16 protein-coding genes are annotated in these 17,216 nt (G+C 61.7%); 8 read left to right on the forward strand and 8 right to left on the reverse strand.

Annotated features, from left to right (window positions below; all coding sequences use genetic code 11):
- Positions 1 to 2 precede the first annotated feature (2 nt).
- The 3 genes from paoC to BS630_RS31930 are packed head-to-tail and all read left to right on the forward strand — an operon-like array spanning position 3 to position 3,780.
- A complete protein-coding gene (gene paoC, locus BS630_RS31920; RefSeq protein ID WP_077980635.1) occupies positions 3 to 2,201 on the forward strand; it encodes an aldehyde oxidoreductase molybdenum-binding subunit PaoC in 2,199 nt (732 codons plus the stop codon).
- A 54-nt stretch (positions 2,202 to 2,255) separates the two neighbouring features.
- Positions 2,256 to 3,176: an XdhC family protein gene (locus BS630_RS31925; RefSeq protein ID WP_077980636.1), complete on the forward strand. Its 921-nt coding sequence runs from the start codon at positions 2,256 to 2,258 to the stop codon at positions 3,174 to 3,176.
- The gene (locus BS630_RS31930; protein ID WP_077980637.1) at positions 3,169 to 3,780 is read left to right on the forward strand and encodes a nucleotidyltransferase family protein; all 612 of its coding nucleotides are present in this window, start codon (positions 3,169 to 3,171) and stop codon (positions 3,778 to 3,780) included. The genes BS630_RS31925 and BS630_RS31930 overlap by 8 nt, the downstream gene beginning before the upstream one ends.
- Positions 3,781 to 3,904: 124 nt before the next feature.
- On the opposite strand, the gene BS630_RS31935 is transcribed toward BS630_RS31930, so the two are convergent.
- Together BS630_RS31935 and BS630_RS31940 are read right to left on the reverse strand one after the other, a co-directional pair.
- A complete protein-coding gene (locus tag BS630_RS31935; RefSeq protein ID WP_077980638.1) occupies positions 3,905 to 5,242 on the reverse strand; it encodes an epoxide hydrolase family protein in 1,338 nt (445 codons plus the stop codon).
- Positions 5,243 to 5,434: 192 nt separating this feature from the next.
- Positions 5,435 to 6,025, reverse strand: coding sequence for a TetR/AcrR family transcriptional regulator (locus BS630_RS31940; protein WP_077980639.1), 591 nt, complete (start codon positions 6,023 to 6,025; stop codon positions 5,435 to 5,437).
- 118 nt (positions 6,026 to 6,143) lie between these two features.
- Between BS630_RS31940 and BS630_RS31945 the strand changes: the two genes are divergently transcribed.
- The gene (locus tag BS630_RS31945) at positions 6,144 to 7,370 is read left to right on the forward strand and encodes an MFS transporter (RefSeq protein WP_077980640.1); all 1,227 of its coding nucleotides are present in this window, start codon (positions 6,144 to 6,146) and stop codon (positions 7,368 to 7,370) included.
- 79 nt (positions 7,371 to 7,449) lie between these two features.
- On the opposite strand, the gene BS630_RS31950 is transcribed toward BS630_RS31945, so the two are convergent.
- On the reverse strand, positions 7,450 to 8,352 hold the full coding sequence (locus BS630_RS31950; RefSeq protein ID WP_077980641.1) for a LysR family transcriptional regulator: 903 nt from the start codon (positions 8,350 to 8,352) through the stop codon (positions 7,450 to 7,452).
- Between the two features lie 94 nt (positions 8,353 to 8,446).
- On the opposite strand from BS630_RS31950, the gene BS630_RS31955 reads away from it, so the two are divergent.
- Together BS630_RS31955 and BS630_RS31960 are read left to right on the forward strand one after the other, a co-directional pair.
- Positions 8,447 to 8,767, forward strand: a complete 321-nt coding sequence (locus tag BS630_RS31955) for a nuclear transport factor 2 family protein (RefSeq protein WP_077980642.1) — start codon at positions 8,447 to 8,449, stop codon at positions 8,765 to 8,767.
- Positions 8,767 to 9,546 carry an SDR family oxidoreductase gene (locus tag BS630_RS31960; protein WP_077980643.1) on the forward strand — a complete coding sequence of 260 codons (780 nt, stop codon included), beginning with the start codon at positions 8,767 to 8,769 and terminating at the stop codon, positions 9,544 to 9,546. Before BS630_RS31955 ends, BS630_RS31960 begins: the two co-directional genes overlap by 1 nt.
- 21 nt (positions 9,547 to 9,567) lie before the next feature.
- Here the strand turns inward: BS630_RS31960 and BS630_RS31965 are convergent, their stop codons facing one another.
- Positions 9,568 to 10,035, reverse strand: coding sequence for a MarR family winged helix-turn-helix transcriptional regulator (locus tag BS630_RS31965; RefSeq protein ID WP_077980644.1), 468 nt, complete (start codon positions 10,033 to 10,035; stop codon positions 9,568 to 9,570).
- A gap of 141 nt (positions 10,036 to 10,176) precedes the next feature.
- Between BS630_RS31965 and BS630_RS31970 the strand changes: the two genes are divergently transcribed.
- Complete coding sequence (locus BS630_RS31970) at positions 10,177 to 10,974, forward strand: alpha/beta fold hydrolase (RefSeq protein ID WP_077980645.1); 798 nt, start codon at positions 10,177 to 10,179, stop codon at positions 10,972 to 10,974.
- 194 nt (positions 10,975 to 11,168) lie between these two features.
- A complete protein-coding gene (locus BS630_RS31975) occupies positions 11,169 to 12,800 on the forward strand; it encodes a GMC family oxidoreductase (protein ID WP_077980646.1) in 1,632 nt (543 codons plus the stop codon).
- A gap of 89 nt (positions 12,801 to 12,889) precedes the next feature.
- On the opposite strand, the gene BS630_RS31980 is transcribed toward BS630_RS31975, so the two are convergent.
- Genes BS630_RS31980 through BS630_RS31995 form a run of 4 tightly spaced genes read right to left on the reverse strand, consistent with a single transcriptional unit; the run spans position 12,890 to position 17,161 of the window.
- Complete coding sequence (locus tag BS630_RS31980) at positions 12,890 to 13,804, reverse strand: SMP-30/gluconolactonase/LRE family protein (protein WP_077980647.1); 915 nt, start codon at positions 13,802 to 13,804, stop codon at positions 12,890 to 12,892.
- 14 nt (positions 13,805 to 13,818) lie between these two features.
- Positions 13,819 to 14,769, reverse strand: coding sequence for an ABC transporter permease (locus tag BS630_RS31985; RefSeq protein WP_077980648.1), 951 nt, complete (start codon positions 14,767 to 14,769; stop codon positions 13,819 to 13,821).
- On the reverse strand, positions 14,766 to 15,713 hold the full coding sequence (locus BS630_RS31990; RefSeq protein WP_077980649.1) for an ABC transporter permease: 948 nt from the start codon (positions 15,711 to 15,713) through the stop codon (positions 14,766 to 14,768). Before BS630_RS31990 ends, BS630_RS31985 begins: the two co-directional genes overlap by 4 nt.
- Positions 15,710 to 17,161: a sugar ABC transporter ATP-binding protein gene (locus BS630_RS31995; protein ID WP_077980757.1), complete on the reverse strand. Its 1,452-nt coding sequence runs from the start codon at positions 17,159 to 17,161 to the stop codon at positions 15,710 to 15,712. Before BS630_RS31995 ends, BS630_RS31990 begins: the two co-directional genes overlap by 4 nt.
- Positions 17,162 to 17,216: the final 55 nt, after the last annotated feature.

Here is a 17,216-nt window from a genome sequence, read left to right on the forward strand (position 1 = left end):
CCATGCAGTTCGATAAGCCAGCGACAACCAACCCGATCGACAATCTGAAGGTTGTCGGCCAGCCGATCCACCGCATCGACGGCCAGCTCAAGACGACCGGCCGGGCGATGTACGCCTATGAGTGGCACGATCCGAACATGCGCTACGCCTATGGTTATCCCGTTGGCGCGGCCATCGCCAAAGGCCGCATCACGTCCATGGACGTTTCAACCGCCAAAAAGGCTCCTGGTGTGCTTGCGGTGGTGACGACGCTCGACGTCGGCGAGCGGAAGAAGGGCACGTTCAACACCGCCAAGCTCTTCGGTGGCGATGAGGTTCAGCACTATCACCAGACAGTCGCCGTCGTCGTTGCCGAGAGCTTCGAGCAGGCCCGTGCCGCAGCCGCTCTGGTCAAGGTCGATTACGCCGAAGAAAAGGGTGCGTACGACCTCGGGCAGGCAAAGGATAACGCCGTCAAGCCGGACGAATCGCAGCAGCCCGATACTGCGGTCGGCGATTTCGATGCTGCCTTCAAGTCAGCGCCCGTCACTCTGGACGCGACCTACACGACGCCCGACCAATCCCATTCCATGATGGAGCCGCATGCTTCCATCGCCGCCTGGAGCGGCGATGAACTGACGGTGTGGACGTCAAGTCAAATGATCGACTGGTGGCGCACGGATCTGGCGACCACACTCGGCATAGACAAGGAAAAGGTCCATCTCATGTCGCCGTTCATCGGCGGCGGGTTCGGCGGCAAGCTCTTCCTGCGAGCCGACGCCGTGCTTGCCGCGTTCGGAGCGAAGGCTGTTGGGCGTCCGGTAAAAGTCGCTCTTCCACGACCGCTCATGCCAAACAACACAACTCATCGGCCGGCGACAATCCAGCGGATCCGTATTGGAACCGAGCGTGACGGCAAGATAACCGCTATTGCGCACGAAAGCTGGTCCGGCGACCAACCCGGCGGCCAGCTTGAGACCGCCGTCAATCAGACCCGTCTTCTCTATGCCGGGGCAAACCGCATGACCGCGATGCGGCTGGCGACACTTCACCTTCCCGAGGGCAATGCCATGCGCGCTCCGGGCGAAGCCCCCGGACTGATGGCGCTCGAAATAGCCATCGACGAGATTGCCGAAAAAGTTGGGATCGATCCTGTGCAGTTTCGGATCGTCAACGACACGCAGGTCGATCCGGAAAAGCCGCAGCGGCCTTTTTCCCAGCGCAATCTCGTCGGCTGCCTGACGCTCGGTGCCGAGCGGTTTGGCTGGGGTGAAAGGGGAAGGCCGGGTTCCAGGCGGGACGGCAACTGGCTGGTCGGCATGGGCGTCGCCGCTGCCTTCCGCAACAACCTCGTCCTTCCCTCCGGAGCAAGGGTAAAGCTCGACCAGGAAGGCGTCGTAACGGTCGAAACCGACATGACCGACATCGGGACGGGCAGCTACACGATCATCGCCCAGACCGCCGCCGAGATGATGGGAGTGACGATCGACAAGGTCGCCGTCCAACTCGGCGACTCGCGTTTTCCGGTTTCTGCGGGCTCCGGCGGACAGTTCGGCGCTAATTCTTCCACGTCTGGCGTCTACGCAGCCTGTGTCAAGCTGCGTGAGACCATTGCCAAGAAGCTCGGCTTCAACTCCGAAGACATCGTCTTCGAGAATGGCGAGGTCCGCTCGGGCAATCGTTCGGTGCCGCTTGCCGAGGCTGCCGGTCCCGATGGCCTTGTCGGCGAGGACACGATCAAATGGGGCGAGCTCACCGAGACCCATCAGCAATCGACATTTGGAGCACACTTCGTGGAGGTTGGCGTCGACGTTGCCACAGGAGAAAGCCGTATTCGCAGAATGCTCGCAGTCTGCGCGGCAGGTCGGATCCTCAACCCGATCACGGCCCGCAGCCAGGTCATCGGCGCGATGACGATGGGGGCGGGCGGCGCGCTGTCCGAGGAACTGGCGGTCGACACCCGTCGCGGCTTCTTCGTCAACCACGATCTCGCCAGCTACGAAGTGGCGGTGCATGCCGACATTCCGCACCAGGAGGTGATCTTCATGGACGAGACCGATCCGATGTCCTCGCCGATGAAGGCCAAGGGCGTCGGCGAGCTTGGCCTTTGCGGCGTGGCGGCCGCGATTGCTAACGCGGTCTACAACGCAACCGGCGTCAGGGTTCGGCATTACCCGCTGACCCTTGACAAACTGATCGGCGGCTTGCCGGATGTGGCCTGATTAGTCGGCGGCGGCCTTAAAGCCGGACCGCCGTCAATTTCTGTAGGATCTTGCATGGATCAGACACTTGCGCCCATTGCGGCACCAATTCCCGTCAGGGCCTCGTCCACCGACGATCCTGCGGAACTGCTTCGCTTCGCGATAGACGCCCGTTGCCTCGGCGCGGCGGCTCTTGCAACCCTTGTCGAAATCCGCGGTGGCGCTGCGCGCTCGCTTGGCGCCCATATGGCAGTTGCCGCGGACGGGCGTTTCTGCGGCTATGTCTCGGGCGGATGCGTCGAAGCCGCCGTCGCCGCAGAAGCGCTTCTGGCAATGGCGCAAGGACGGGACCGTATGGTGAAATTCGGCGACGGCTCTCCCTTCTTCGACATTGTCCTTCCCTGCGGCGGCGGGATCACCGTTGCAATCCATGTCCTGAAAGATGTCGGCGCTCTGCGGCATGTTCTCGATCGTCTCGAACGGCGGCAGGCAGCCGCTCTTGTCTACTCGGGGGAGCGGCAGACGCTTATATCCGTCGACCCGCCGCTGCGGACGTGCTGGACCGAGGGTAATTTCCTGACCGTCTATCGTCCCCGCACCCGCGTCGTCGTTTCCGGGCGGACGATCGAAGCACAGGCCGTCGCACGGCTGGCCGAGGCTTCCGGCTACGACGTGATCGTCAGAGGACGGGGCGAGGGTGCCGCCGACACCATCGACCCCTTCACCGCCGTCGTGCTCCTGCATCATGACCTCGACGCCGAAGCCGTCATTCTCGAGGCCGCGCTTCACTCGCCCGTCTTTTATATCGGCGCGCTCGGCAGCACCCGGACGCATCGTCGACGTGTCGAGCGGTTGACAGCCTTGGGTTTCAGACGTGACGATATCGATCGTATCAAGGCGCCCATCGGGATGTTCGGCCCGACCCGGGATGCAACCTCGCTCGCCCTGTCGGTTCTGGCCGATGTCGCCGCGGCAAGACTGGTGGCTTATGCGTAAAGCGTCGGTCGCGATCGTCATTCTCGCTGCCGGCAAGGCAAGCCGGATGGGTGAGGGCGGGAAGCACAAGCTGCTGGCCAAGTTCGACGGCGTGCCGCTCGTGCGGCGGTCGGCATTGACCGCGCTCGGTGCGGATGCAGCGTCCGTGATTGTCGTCACGGGCCATCGCAGGAGCGAGATCGAGGCCGCGCTCGATGGGCTCGATCTGACTTTCATCGATAATCCCGATTACGCCAGCGGCATGGCAAGCTCGCTCATAGTAGGATTCTCATCGGGGGACGCTGACAGCGCCGAAGGCATTCTCGTCATGCTGGCCGATATGCCCGGCGTTTCCACGACGCATCTCGACGCCCTGATTTCCGCCTTTCGCAACGCGGGCGGCAAGGCCGTCGTGCGCGCCGTTTCACAGGGCAAGCCCGGCAATCCTGTTATCCTGCCACGTTCTCTCACTCAGGCAGTCCTCCGACTTCGAGGCGATGTCGGCGCTCGCGCTATCATCGCCACATCAGGCCTGCCCGTGCTTGATGTCGATGTTGGCGACGCGGCCTTGCTCGACGTCGATACGCCGGACGAGGTATTGGCCGCTGGTGGCGCAATGAACTGACCAGCGGAAAATACAGTGAGATGAGGATGATTTGACGCAACGGTTCGAGCTGGATTCTCCGCGGCTTTGAATTCGCCACTCTCAGCCGCGGATATGCCAAGCCGTCATTCTGCAGCCGATGTCATCAACGCACCGACCTGAATGCCTCTCGCAGTTCCTCAGCGAAAAGCTGGGGCTGTTCCCAGGCGGCAAAGTGACCGCCCATATCGACACGGTGGTAATAATGCAGCGTGGGATAGGCCTCCTTGCTCCAACTCTCCGGCGCCTGGTAGATCTCCTTTGGGAATACGCTGATTGCCACCGGGATCTTGATCTCTTTGGTCTTCTGCGCGTCTGCGCTGAAGTTGTTGTTGTTGTTTTCCCAATAGAACCGCGACGAGGATGCCCCAGTGTTGGTCAGCCAGTACAAAGTGATGTCATTCAGCATTTCGTCCCTGGAAAAAACGCGCTCGGGAACGCCCTCGCTGTCGCTCCATTGAGCAAATTTTTCGTAGATCCAGGCAGCCAAACCCGACGGCGAGTCGGAAAGCGAGTAGCCGATCGTCTGCGGACGCGTCACCATCATGGCCCCATACGCCGCATTCCGGCCGAAGAAGGTGCTCAACGATTCATAGGCATCCCGCTCGGGCGCCGACAGTCCCGCAGGAGCCGGGTCTCCACTGTTGATCGCCTTGGTGAGATTGCCCGGAACGGTCGCCGGCATGTTGAGATGGATGCCAAGCAGGCCCTTGGGTGCCTGGCGCGCCAACGCGTCGGAGATAACGGAGCCGTGGTCGCCACCCTGGGAAACGTAGTGCGCGTAGCCGAGCCGCTTCATCAGGATGTCCCATGCTCGCGCAACGCGGTCAGGCCCCCAGCCAAGCTCCGTCGGCTTACCCGAAAAGCCGTAGCCGGGGATGGAAGGGATGACGACATCAAATGCGTCCTCCGCTTTACCGCCATAAGCAGTCGGATCTGTAAGAGGGCCGATCGCCTTGATGAACTCAAAGGTCGAACCCGGCCAACCATGGGTCAGAATGACCGGAAGGGCGTTGGGATGACGCGATCGCACATGGATGAACTGGATATCGACCCCATCGATCGTCGTGATAAATTCCGGAAGTGCATTGAGTTCAGCCTCGGCTTTGCGCCAATCGTAATCAGTGCCCCAGTATCGGACCAGATCCTGGACGCGCGAAAGCTGAATGCCTTGCGAGGTGTCGCTCACGGTCTCCTTGTCTGGCCAACGCGTTTCGGCAATGCGCTTGCGCAGATCGTCAAGCTGTGACTGCGGAACGTGGATCTGGAACGGGCGGATCGTTTCGTCGGCCTCGATCGGCGTCGTCGGCCCGTCCGATGTGACATCGGCGGCACTCGCTGGCACAAGGTAACCGGCTGGGAACAGCAACATCGGTCCAACCGCCATCACCATTGCTCCGTGGGCAAGCCGGCGCCAGGCAAAAATATTGTCAAACTTCTTCATGTGGCACTCCATGTTCTTGTCGCCCGGGGCGACATTTCGTGACGGAGTGATGTCTGACGGGTCTGCGTATCTGGCATGTTTCAAGAAATGCCAAAAACGTATCAGAGTGTGGAGTGGCGGCTACACAGGGGCGGGAACGCGGTCGTCGAGGACCGACCTGGCCCCACGGCGCCTGAATAGAAAATCAATACCTCATTGCTGTCTGCGGAGGCTGCCCAGCATAGCCTTGAATCCCGCAACCGCCCGCTTCGAAACCGCCTCCGGATTCTCCGCATTCGCGATCCAAAGCGCCATATGGCTGCTGGCGCCATTGATGAGGCGAGCGGCGGTTTCGGTGTCGATGTCGATGATCTCGCCATCGGTCTTGAGACGGTCGAGGCTGCGGGAGAGGGCGGCGATACAGCCGGGAGTGTTCTGCCATTGCGAGATATCGCCGAGTACAGCCGGGCCATCGCGAAACATGATGCGCTGGATTTCGGGCTCAAGCGCCATTTCGATATAAGCGGAGCACTCGTCGACAAAGCCCTGCCAGCGCGTCGGAGCGGCGGCCGAGACCTCGTTCAGCCGCTCCGTCATTTCCGCGTCGATTTCCATGATCACGGCCTGGAGCAGGCCCCTCTTGTCACCGAAGTGGTGATAGAGGGCCCCGCGCGTCAGCCCCGCTTCGCCGGTGAAATCGTCCATCGAGGCTTCGGCATAGCCGATCGTGCCAAAGGCACGTCGCCCGGCTGCGATAAGTTTGCCGCGGGTCTCTGCGATCATCTCCTGGCGCGGTTTGCGCATGGCTTCTCCATTGGCATACGCCGCGTATCTTTTTCATTGACATACGGGACGTATGCATTATCTAAACACATACGCTCCGTATATAAGTGTTCTATCCGATAGCTGGAAGGATCGTCCCATGTCAAATCCGTATAAACAAATATTCGCGGCATCTGGGGCCAAGGGCTTCTCCGCAGCCGGCTTTTTCGCACGCCTTCCCATCGCCATGGCGCCGATCGGCATCGTTGCCATGCTCTCCCAGGCACATGGCGAATATTGGCTGGCGGGCGCCGTGTCGGCGACTTATGCGCTCACCAATGCGATGATCTCGCCGCAGATTTCGCGAGCGGTCGACCGGCTGGGCCAGACGGCAGTGGTCGTTCCCACAACCATCGTATCCGTGCTGGCGTTTATCGCGCTGATCGCCGCGACCAATCAGAACTGGCCGGTGTGGACACTCTTCGCCACAGCCTTCCTCGCGGCAGCCATGCCGAGCATTCCGGCGCTGATGCGGGCGCGCTGGACGGAACTGTTTCGCAACCGGCCCGAACTCAACACCGCCTTCGCGTTCGAAAGTGCCGCGGACGAACTGGTCTATATCGCCGGCGCCTCGCTGTCGGTCGGGCTGGCCGTCGCCTTATTCCCCGAAGCCGGCATGATGGTGAGCACAGCTTTTCTGGCGCTCGGGACGGTCGCCTTCATCCTGCAGCGCGGCACCGAGCCGAAGGTGCGTCATGTCGCCGGCGCGGCTTCGGTTGGCTCCGCGATCCGCCAGCGTCCGGTGCAGATCATCACGCTCGCGCTGATCTTCGTCGGCGCGATCTTCGCAACGGCGGAAGTGAGTGTTGTCGCCATCACCAAGGAGCTTGGTCAGCCGAATGCGGCAAGCCTGGTGATCGGTGTCTATGCCCTCGGTTCCTTCCTAGTGGGTTTGACCCTCGGCGCGCTTAATCTGCGCATCCCCTTGCACCGTCAGCTGCTGATCGCTGTTGCGATCCTCGCACTGACCTCGCTGCCGCTGCTCGTCGCCGGCAGCTCGGTAACCCTGCTTGCTGTCGCCGTCTTCGTCAGCGGCATCGCGATCTCGCCGACCTTTATAACGGCCTTCGGACTGATCGAGCGTCGCGTGCCGGAATCGGTGCTGACCGAGGGCGTCACCTGGGTGATGACCGGCATCGGCATCGGTATGGCGCTCGGCGCCTTCGTCTCGGGCTGGGTCGTCGACACCTACGGTCCCCAGAGCGGATTCTGGGTGTCTGCGGCCGCCGGGGCCGTAACCGTCCTTATCATTACCCTCGGTCAGCGTACCCTCTCGGGCGAGTGCACCGGCGGGGAAGATTGCGCGATGCTGGAGCCGGCGCAGTAGAAGGGCGGACGGTAGACAGGAGCGACGCAGGAGGATTCACCTTGAACGGTTCGAAACCGTTCAAGGTGAAGGCAGTGGCTCACGCAGCTTTTCGGGAGAACTCACGAGCTAAGTCGAGGAATGCTCGGACGCCGGCCGATAGATTCCGGCGTCCAGGATAGTAGAGGCATAGGCCTGGATAGGGCGGCGTCCAATCTTCCAGAACACGAATAACGCGCCCCGCCTCTATGTCCGAGAGAATGTCTTGTTCGAAGAGGTAGCCCACGCCGGCGCTTTCGAGCACAGCAGTCCGCGTAAGGCTGGCCTCATCGAGTGCGATTGGCCCCCGCACGTCTATCTGCACCGGCTCGCCGTCTTTTTCGAACCGCCATCGAAACAAGGAGCCGTCCGGCAGGCGCACACGAATGCACCTGTGATTGAGAAGATCCGGAGGCACCATGGGCTTACCATGTTTCCCGAAATACTCGGGAGACCCAACCACTGCGTGTCGCTGAGGCCGGCCGAGCGAAACGGCAATCATGTCGCTGGGAACGAGGCCCTCAACCCTGACGCCCAGATCGAACCCGTCCTTGACGATATCGACCAACTTACCCTCGGTGACGATATCGACATTCATGTCGGGATAGCGGCGCAGGAACTCCAGCACGAGCGGTGAGATGATGGCGCGCGCCGCAAACGGCGCTGCGTTGATCCGTATTGTTCCGGAAGGAGTCTCGCGGTGGGCGCGTACCAGATCCAGAGCAGCATGGAGGTCCTTAAGCGTGGGCCCTACCTGCTGCACAAACAACCGGCCGGCATCCGTCAGCGACACACTGCGGGTGGTACGGTTGAACAACCGCACGCCAAGTCCAGCCTCGAGCCGGCTTATCGTATGGCTCAACGCGGTCGTGGACATGCCGAGATCAATGGCCGCTGCTCGAAAAGTCCCGCGCCTCGCAATTGCAATGGCAGCTTCAAGTTCCTTCAGGCTGGCTAGCTCCATTGTCCCGCACTGTTCATCATCGCATGCCGCTTTATCCCACTTATTTATGCAATGGTCGAGGGATAAGTATCGGTTAGGTTATGAGGAGAACACAATGGATACGCCCGGAATCATAAACACGTACTTTGAAGCAGACCGTCGCAATGACGCGGATGCGCTGCTGGACACCTTTGCGATCGAAGCCGTCGTCGAAGACGAAGGAGCGCGCCATCAGGGCGTCGCCGCAATCCGAGAATGGTGGGTGGCTGCGAAGAAGGCGGCTCAGTACGTTGCTGAGCCTTTGGAATGCACGGTCGACGGCGACAAAGCGCTTCTCCGAGCCAAGGTGAGCGGCCAGTTTCCCGGTAGCCCGGTGACGCTCGCCTACGACTTCGCCATCAAAGGCGGCAAGATCGTCAGCCTGGAGATCCGATAATGACTGACTTTCTCGATTTGGAAGGCAAACGCGTCCTCATTACGGCTGGGACCAAGGGCGCCGGCGCTGCGACCGTTAGTTTGTTTCGGGAACTCGGCGCGCGGGTGCTGACGACAGCGCGGGCGCGTCCGGAAGCCCTGCCGGATGAATTGTTCGTTGAAGCGGACCTGACCACCGAGGAAGGCTGTGCAATGGTCGCGGATGCCGCGCGCCAACGTCTCGGCGGCGTTGATATCATCGTTCACATGCTGGGCGGTTCGTCAGCGGCCGGCGGTGGATTTTCCGCTTTAACAGACGACGAATGGCAAAAGGAGCTGTTTCTCAATCTGTTTCCAGCTGTTCGACTGGATCGGCTGCTCGTCCCGGACATGGTCGCCCGAGGGAGCGGCGTGGTCGTGCATGTCACTTCCATACAGAGAGTGCTGCCGCTTCCAGAATCGACGACCGCCTATGCTGCAGCCAAGGCAGCACTTTCTACCTACAGCAAGGCCATGTCCAAGGAGGTGTCGCCGAAGGGTGTCCGCGTCGTTCGGGTGTCGCCGGGCTGGATCGAAACGGAAGCCTCCGTTCGCCTTGCTGAGCGCTTGGCGAAGCAGGCCGGAACTGACCTTGAAGGCGGCAAAAAGATCATCATGGATGGGCTTGGCGGCATTCCGCTCGGTCGTCCGGCCAAACCGGAAGAGGTCGCGAATCTGATCGCATTCCTCGCCTCCGACCGCGCTGCTTCGATCACCGGTAGCGAATTCACGATTGATGGGGGGACGGTCCCCACTGCATAGATGCTGCCATGCACGTGCAGATCAGGCGGGTGCGTCCCACCCGCCAATTTGGGAATAGATTGCATTGCGGAGATGACGTACGTCGCGGTTCAGCGCGGCCAACTCATGCGGTGTTTGGGTCGAGACTGCAAGCAAAGTGTCGCTGAGACAACCTGCCTTGTGCTGCAAGGCGCGGCCTTCTTCGGTCAACGCGATCACCACTTGCCGCTCGTTGCTCAGGTTTCTGGTCCTGCGCAGCAGGCCGGATGCCTCGAGGCGCTTCAGAAGCGGCGTCAACGTGCTGGATTCCAAAGCAAGGGCGTTGGCAATTGAGCCCACCGTTTGCCCATCTTCGCTCCATAACACGTTGAGCACGAGATACTGCGGGTAAGTCAGGCCCAACTCATCGAGAAGGGGCTTGTAGGCACGCTGGATGGCGATGCCGGCGGTGTAAATCGCGTAGCACAATTGGTCGTGTAAAGGCGGTGGATCGTTGTGAGGTTTGGTCATTTTAAGCTCCTGTAGACCTCCATATAGCCTATGCAATAGCAAAATTAAATATCGCGATAAGAATTATCTTGACGAGCAATCTAAAGTCTGCGAGCTTACATATATCGCGATAACAGTTATCGCAGTTAATAGGAGATAGCCATGACACGCAAGACCGCGACCACCGTAGCCGCAATTGCTGCTGCAGCCTCACTGTCCGCTGCCGCATTGCCGGCGAACGCAGCGGACACCATCCCTCAAGACCAGTCCGTCAGAAACGTTGTGCTTGTCCACGGCGCCTTTGCGGACGGTTCTGGCTGGAAGGGTGTTTACGACAATCTCACCAAGCGCGGCTATCGCGTTACGATCGTCCAGAACCCGCTGACCTCCCTCGAAGACGACGTTGCCGCCACCAAACGTGCGTTGGAACGGCAGGATGGTCCGGTCATTCTCGTTGGACATTCCTGGGGCGGCACGGTCATCACGGAAGCGGGTATCGACGCAAAGGTTGCTGGCCTCGTCTATGTTTCTGCTCTGTCCCCCGGTGCCGGCGAGACAACGGCACAGCAATACCAAGGATTTGCTCCTGCATCGGCATTCGTCATTGAGACCACGAAAGATGGCTTTGGATATGTCAGCCCGGAAAAGTTCAAGACTGGCTTTGCTCATGACGTCAGCGATGCGGATGTTGCATTCATGAGGGATGCGCAGGTTTCGATCAACATGTCGGCGTTCGGCACGAAGTTGGAAAATGCTGCATGGCGCGCCAAGCCGAGCTGGGCCGTCATCGCTACCGAAGACAAGGCATTCGATCAGGCGATGCTGATCCACATGGCAGAGCGCATCAAGGCGAAGATCACCAAGGTTTCGGCAAGCCACGCCCTGTTCATGACGCAGCCGAAGGTCGTCGCCGATACCATTGATCAGGCCGCTAAGGCCGTCTCGGCGAAGAAGCAATGACAGACGTAGCCTCATCGGGACAGTCCGCACTGTCCCGATGACGACGAGCAGGGGCTGTCGAACCGAGCGAGGTCGGGCCGAAGCGCGCACATGGAAGGCCGCACGATCTCGGACTGGGATCCATTGCCCGCATTCGCCCCCGGGATCCCCAGCAATTTCGCTATTATTTTGAATCCATTCACGGAGGTAGTCACGTGAAGCTGAATAGTCATGACCAAAATGCACCCGAAAATCCGCCCATTCCTCAGCGCGAGGTCGGTGCTGTTTTCGACTTCATCGTCTGCGGCGCCGGGTCCAGCGGCTCCGTTGTCGCTGCGCGACTGGCAGAGGATGGGAACGCGAGCGTTCTGCTGCTCGAGGCAGGTGGGGACGATGCGGCCGAAACCGTTACGGACCCTGCGCAGTGGCCGCTCAATCTCGGCTCGAGCCGGGACTGGGGTCTTGTTGGACAACCGACCCCCGGCCTAGATGGACGACGTCTCCCTCTCAGCATGGGCAAGGGGCTCGGTGGCGGTTCGAGCATCAATGTCATGGTGTGGGCCAGAGGACACAAGGGAGATTGGGACCACTTTGCCGCTGAAGCCGGCGATGACGCGTGGGGCTACCAGTCGATCCTCGGCTACTATCGCCGGATCGAAGACTGGCACGGCGCTCCGGACCCAACGCGTCGCGGCGTGGGAGGACCTGCCTACGTAGCGCAGCCGCAGGCGCCCCAACCGATCGCAGAGGCCCTGTTGCGTGCGGCATCCACTATCGGCATTCCCGTCTACGATAGCTCGAACGGTGAAATGATGGAGGGGCCAGGAGGGGCATCGATCGCTGAACTGCGGATCCGCGATGGCAAGCGGGAATCCGTGTTCGGATCCTATGTGCGTCCGCTCATGTCGCGGCCGAACCTGACGGTGCTGACCGATGCGCTGGTCACGCGTCTCATCTTCGATGGCAAGCGGGTGATTGGGGTCGAGGTTCTCGTCGAAGGTCAGCGACGTCAGTTCACGGCGCGTTGCGAGACGGTGCTTTCGCTTGGCGCGATCAACACGCCGAAAGTTCTGATGCAGTCCGGTATAGGCCCGGAAGATGAGTTACACGCTCATGGCATTCCTGTCGTTCAGCACTTACCTGGTGTCGGTCGCAATCATCAGGATCACCTCGCATTCGGCTGCACCTGGGCATATCGAAAACCTGAAACAATCGGTGGTAGCGGCTGCGAAGCAAAACTATATTGGAAGAGCGACTCGCGTCTTGCCCAGCCGGACATTCTTCAGTGCCAGTTGGAGTTCGCAGTGCCATCGCCGATCGAGACGGGTCTCGAAACGCCCGAACATGGCTGGACTATGTTTAACGGTCTCGCCCAACCGCAAAGCCGTGGCCGACTACGGCTTTCCGGGCCGGATACAAACGATCCCATCCTGATCGAACCCAACTCTTTGAGTGAACCAGAAGACATGGCTGCTGCCCTGGCCGCGGTGGAGCTATGCCGGGAATTGGGAAATAGCGACGCTTTCAAGCCCTTGGTAACGGCCGAGACTGCTCCGGGTGCGCGCGACCGATCGGGGATGATCGACTTTATACGGCGTTCGGCCGTCACCTATTGGCATCAATCCTGCACAGCCAAGATGGGGCGCGACAGCATGTCGGTGGTCGATAACGAGCTCAAAGTGTATGGTATTGATGGCCTTCGCATCGCAGACTCTTCGATCATGCCTCGCATCACCACCGGCAACACGATGGCGCCTTGTGTTGTCATCGGAGAGCGGGCGGCCGATCTGATCCGGGAAATGCATGGCCTTACGGACTCGAGCGGAGGGTTCAATCAGCTCATATGATGAAGAGATTTATGTGGAGCTCGGCGGCGCATGCGTGGGCCGCCGAGCTTTTTTAGCAACGGGTTTGTATTGGTTCAAGGCGACTAACCTCACGGCACCTGCGCCCCACTCACGGCGACATAGACCGAATAAACCGACCGCGTCGCCGCAATGAACAGCCGATTGCGTTGAGGCCCGCCGAAAGTGAGGTTGGCGACGGTCTGGGGTACACGGATCTTGCCGATCAGTTTGCCCGCCGGGTCAAAGCAATGCACGCCATCGGCCGCACTCGACCAGAGGTTCCCGTTGACGTCTGTGCGGATGCCGTCCGGAATGCCGTTGTCGATGAGACAGAAGACGCGGCCGTTTGCCAGGCTGCTGCCGTTAACCACGTCGAAAGCGCGGATGTGGCGCGGCAGGCTTTCGTCATGGCTGGCGGCTGAGTCTGCGACGTAGAGGATTGTCTCGTCAGGCGAGAAGGCGAGGCCGTTCGGCTGGATGAAATCCGTGACGACAGCAGCAAGCGCGCCTGTCGTCGGATCGAGCCGATAGACGTTGCGCGTTGCCTGCTCCGGCTCGGCGCGATAGCCTTCGTAGTCCGACATGATGCCGTAGGTGGGATCGGTGAACCAGATCGTGCCGTCTGATTTCACCACCACATCGTTCGGCGAATTGAGCCTGGCGCCCTCGAAACGGTCGGCGAGCACGGTGATCGAGCCGTCGACCTCGGTGCGGGTGACGCGGCGCGCCCCATGTTCGCAGGAGATCAGCCGTCCCTGCCGGTCGCGCGTATGGCCGTTGGTGAAGTTGGACGGCTGCCGATAGACGGAGACGCCGCTGTCAGGTGTCCATCGCAGCATGCGCTGGTTGGGAATGTCGCTCCACAGCAGCTGGTTCGCATCGTTGAACCAGACCGGACCCTCCGCCCAGCGGCAGCCGGAATGGAGTTCGTCGAGACCGGCGCTGGTCACGATCATCTGCCGGAAGCGCGGGTCGTGGATTTCGTAAATGCTGGCCTCGGCCATGGCGGTCTTTCCGTTTATCGCATGCCGGCCCGGCGACCGCCGGCGAGCATGATGACGCTGATGATGATGAGGCCGGTCATGATCAGGCGGATGCCCGCGCCGAGCCCGTAAGTGTTGAGCATGGAAACGACCAGGAACATGAAGAGCGATGCGCCCCAGATGCCCGGCACGTTGGAATCGCCGCCGGCGACTGCCGTGCCGCCGATCACGACGACGGCAATCGACATCAGCAGATATTCCGAGCCCATGTTGAGCGCCGCGCCGCCGGAGAAACAGGCGAGCAGATAGCCTGCGACCGATGCGAGCACGGCGCAGAAGAGATAGGTGACGAAGCGCGTGCCATCGACCGGTATGCCGGCCATGCGCGCAGCCGGCATGCTCTGGCCGATCGCCGAGATCCAGCGCCCGTAGATCGTCTTTTCGAGCAGGAACCAGGCAAGCAGCGAGATGAGGAATGCCACGATCGCCACATTCGGCACGCCGAGCGTGTTCGACGTGGTGAATTCCGCCAGCACGCTCGGAGGCTTGATGCGCAAGCCCCGGTTCGTCCAGATGGCGGCGGACTGCACGATGAAGCTCATGGACAGTGTGGCGATGATCGGCGGAATGCGCAGCGCCTTGATGAGTGCATAATTGCCGAGACCGACGACAACACCGATGATGATGGCGACGAGAAGGCCGGGCAGGATCATGCCGTTTTCGACATTCATCAGCTTCAGCGCCACCGTGCCGGCAAGCGTCATGGTGGCGGGAACCGAGAGATCGATATTGCCGGGGCCGAGCGTGATGACGAACATCTGGCCGATGCCGACGATGACCGAGAAGGCCGCGAAGGTGAGGGCTGCCTGCGACAGGCCAAGAGCGCTGGCGCCGAGCGTCACCATGATCGTCAGGAACCAGACGACAAAGGCGGCAAGCCACGACCAGATCCAGGGTTTGCGGAATAGGCGAAGGAGCGGGGTCATCGGCGTTTCTCCCGCTTCTCCAGGCGGTTCAGCATCAGCCGAAGTGCCAGCACGATGATCAGAATCGCGCCCTGAGCCCCGATCTGCCAGTCCGGCGAGATGCGCAGGAAGGACAGGAACGAGCCGGCAAGCGTCAGCGTCAGCGCGCCGATGACGGCGCCGATCGGGGAGACGCGGCCGCCGATGAACTCGCCGCCGCCGAGGATCACGCCGGCGATCGACAGCAACGTGTAGCGCAGCGCGATATTGGAATCGGCCGAGGTGGTCAGGCCGACGAGGGCGATGCCGGCGAGCACGGCAAAGAGGCCGGCAAGACCATAGGCGGCAGCGCGCGCTCCGACAATCGACCAGCCGGCGCGCTCGACCGAGCGTTGGTTGCCGCCAATGCCACGCATCAGCACGCCGAGCGACGACCGCATGACGAGAAGATGGGCGACCAAGGCGATGACGATGCTGGCGACGATCGCCATCGGCGCCAGCGGCGGCTTGACGGTCATCAGCCAGCGCACCCAGTCCGGCGCCTGCCCGCCCGGTGCCGGCAGCAGCAGGACGGCAAGGCCGCCCCAGACGAAGCTCATGCCGAGGGTCACGACGATGGACGGCAGGTTGCGCAGATAGATGACGACGCCGAGGCCTGCATAGGTTGCGATCGCGCCTGCAAGGATCAGCACGCCGATCACCGGAGCATCCCGCAGAAAGGTCGCGGTGACGCAGGCGACGAAGCTGACGAAGGCGCCCATCGAGAGATCGAGATCGTTGACCGCCATCACGACCATCTGGGCGATCGTCGCAAGCGCGATCGGCACAGCCAGGTTGAACAGCAGGTTGAGCCCGACATAGCTCATGGCGCGCGGCTGCAGCCAGAAGACGGCGGCGAGCAGCAGCGTCAGCGATAGGGCGGGAATGGCTAGACGCAGGGCGTCGGACGACAGCCGGAACGTCATGCGGCGACCCCTTCGAAGGAGGCGGCGATGATGTTCTTCTCGTTGACGGCATCACCGGCGAGTTCGGCCGTGATGCGGCCTTCGCGGAAGACGTAGACGCGGTCGCAGAGGCGGACCTCGTCCATCTCCGTCGAGTACCAGATGAAGGTGCGGCCGCGCGCCGCTTCCTCGCGGATGATCGCGTAGACCTCCTGCTTGGTGCCGACGTCGACACCGCGCATCGGATCGTCCATCAGGACAACAGGCGCGCGCGTTGCAAGCGCGCGGGCAAAGAGCACCTTTTGCTGGTTGCCGCCCGAAAGCGACAGGATGCGGTTGTCCATATCGGGCGTGCGGATCTCGATCCGCCGCTTCCAGTCGGCGCCTTTCGTGCCCTCCTCGCCCGCGAGGATGAGGCCGCGTCGGGAGAGGTCACCGAGCGAGGCGATGGAGAAGTTGCGCAGGATGCTCCAGAGTTCGAAGATGCCGTTGAGGCGGCGGTCGCCGGCGACGAAGGTGACGAGCGGATCGCGCTCGGGCAGCCAGTTGCCGGACTGGGCGGCATGCAGGGCGAGCAGGAGCTCCGTCTGCCCATGGCCCGCCAGACCCGCCAGGCCGATGATCTCGCCCTTGCGCGCCGCAAAGGAAAGGCCCTTCCCCTGATGGGATAGGATGACCGGAGCGGCGGACAGTTCGCGCACTGAGCGCTGCCCTGTCTCCTCCTTCGCAACCGTGCCCATGGCTTCGACGAGGCCGTGGTGGTCAAAGCCCCGCGCCGGGCGCTCGGCGACGACGCGACCGTCCTTCATGACGATGATGCGGTCGGCGGTTTCGAGGATCTCGTGCAGGATATGCGAGATGAAGATGACGGACCCGCCCTCGGCAATGAAGCGGCGGACATGGTCGAGCATCTGGCGGGCAAGGCTTGCATCGAGCGACGAGGTCGGTTCGTCGAGGATCACCAGCCTCGGTGCAATGCCGGAGTCGGAAAAGGCCATTGATATCTCGACCATCTGCCGCTCGGCGATCGAAAGATCTCCCACGGCCCGGCTGCTGTCGATGCCGTGGCCGGGAAAGACGGCGTCGAGGCTCGTCTCGATGATTTTTGCGGCGCGCTTCCGCCAACCCAAACCACCGAGATGGCGATGCATGATGCGCGTGTTCTCGATGATCGAAAGGTTGGGGCAGAGCGAAAGCTCCTGGAAGACGCAGCGCAGGCCGCGGGCACGCGCGGCGTTGATGCCGTAGCGCTCCAGCCGCTCGCCGTCGCTCGCCACACTTCCTTCATGCGGCGCGAGACCGCCGTTGATCACGCTGACGATGGTGGACTTGCCGGCGCCATTGTGTCCGACCAGCCCGACGCATTCGCCCGGCATGACGTGGAGGGTCACGCCATCGAGTGCCCTGACTGCGCCGAAACTCACCTTGGCGCCATCGACGGCGATCACCGCCTTCAAAACGTCATCCATGCTGCCCGCCATGCCTGCTGCAAAAAATGCCGCGCGACCTTCTGCGGCCGCGCGG

The sequence above is a fragment of the Rhizobium laguerreae genome, from assembly GCF_002008165.1.
Lineage (GTDB): Bacteria > Pseudomonadota > Alphaproteobacteria > Rhizobiales > Rhizobiaceae > Rhizobium > Rhizobium laguerreae.

Bases quoted from the DNA above. Each gene is read 5' to 3' on its own strand.
- BS630_RS31970 (WP_077980645.1), top strand. From the start codon at position 10,177: ATGACACGCAAGACCGCGACCACCGTAGCCGCAATTGCTGCTGCAGCC.
- BS630_RS31930 (WP_077980637.1), top strand. From the start codon at position 3,169: ATGCGTAAAGCGTCGGTCGCGATCGTCATTCTCGCTGCCGGCAAGGCA.
- BS630_RS31955 (WP_077980642.1), top strand. From the start codon at position 8,447: ATGGATACGCCCGGAATCATAAACACGTACTTTGAAGCAGACCGTCGC.
- BS630_RS31995 (WP_077980757.1), bottom strand. From the start codon at position 17,161: ATGGATGACGTTTTGAAGGCGGTGATCGCCGTCGATGGCGCCAAGGTG.
- BS630_RS31990 (WP_077980649.1), bottom strand. From the start codon at position 15,713: ATGACGTTCCGGCTGTCGTCCGACGCCCTGCGTCTAGCCATTCCCGCC.
- BS630_RS31940 (WP_077980639.1), bottom strand. From the start codon at position 6,025: ATGCGCAAACCGCGCCAGGAGATGATCGCAGAGACCCGCGGCAAACTT.
- BS630_RS31965 (WP_077980644.1), bottom strand. From the start codon at position 10,035: ATGACCAAACCTCACAACGATCCACCGCCTTTACACGACCAATTGTGC.
- BS630_RS31925 (WP_077980636.1), top strand. From the start codon at position 2,256: ATGGATCAGACACTTGCGCCCATTGCGGCACCAATTCCCGTCAGGGCC.
- BS630_RS31945 (WP_077980640.1), top strand. From the start codon at position 6,144: ATGTCAAATCCGTATAAACAAATATTCGCGGCATCTGGGGCCAAGGGC.
- BS630_RS31950 (WP_077980641.1), bottom strand. From the start codon at position 8,352: ATGGAGCTAGCCAGCCTGAAGGAACTTGAAGCTGCCATTGCAATTGCG.
- BS630_RS31960 (WP_077980643.1), top strand. From the start codon at position 8,767: ATGACTGACTTTCTCGATTTGGAAGGCAAACGCGTCCTCATTACGGCT.
- BS630_RS31935 (WP_077980638.1), bottom strand. From the start codon at position 5,242: ATGAAGAAGTTTGACAATATTTTTGCCTGGCGCCGGCTTGCCCACGGA.
- paoC (WP_077980635.1), top strand. From the start codon at position 3: ATGCAGTTCGATAAGCCAGCGACAACCAACCCGATCGACAATCTGAAG.
- BS630_RS31985 (WP_077980648.1), bottom strand. From the start codon at position 14,769: ATGACCCCGCTCCTTCGCCTATTCCGCAAACCCTGGATCTGGTCGTGG.
- BS630_RS31980 (WP_077980647.1), bottom strand. From the start codon at position 13,804: ATGGCCGAGGCCAGCATTTACGAAATCCACGACCCGCGCTTCCGGCAG.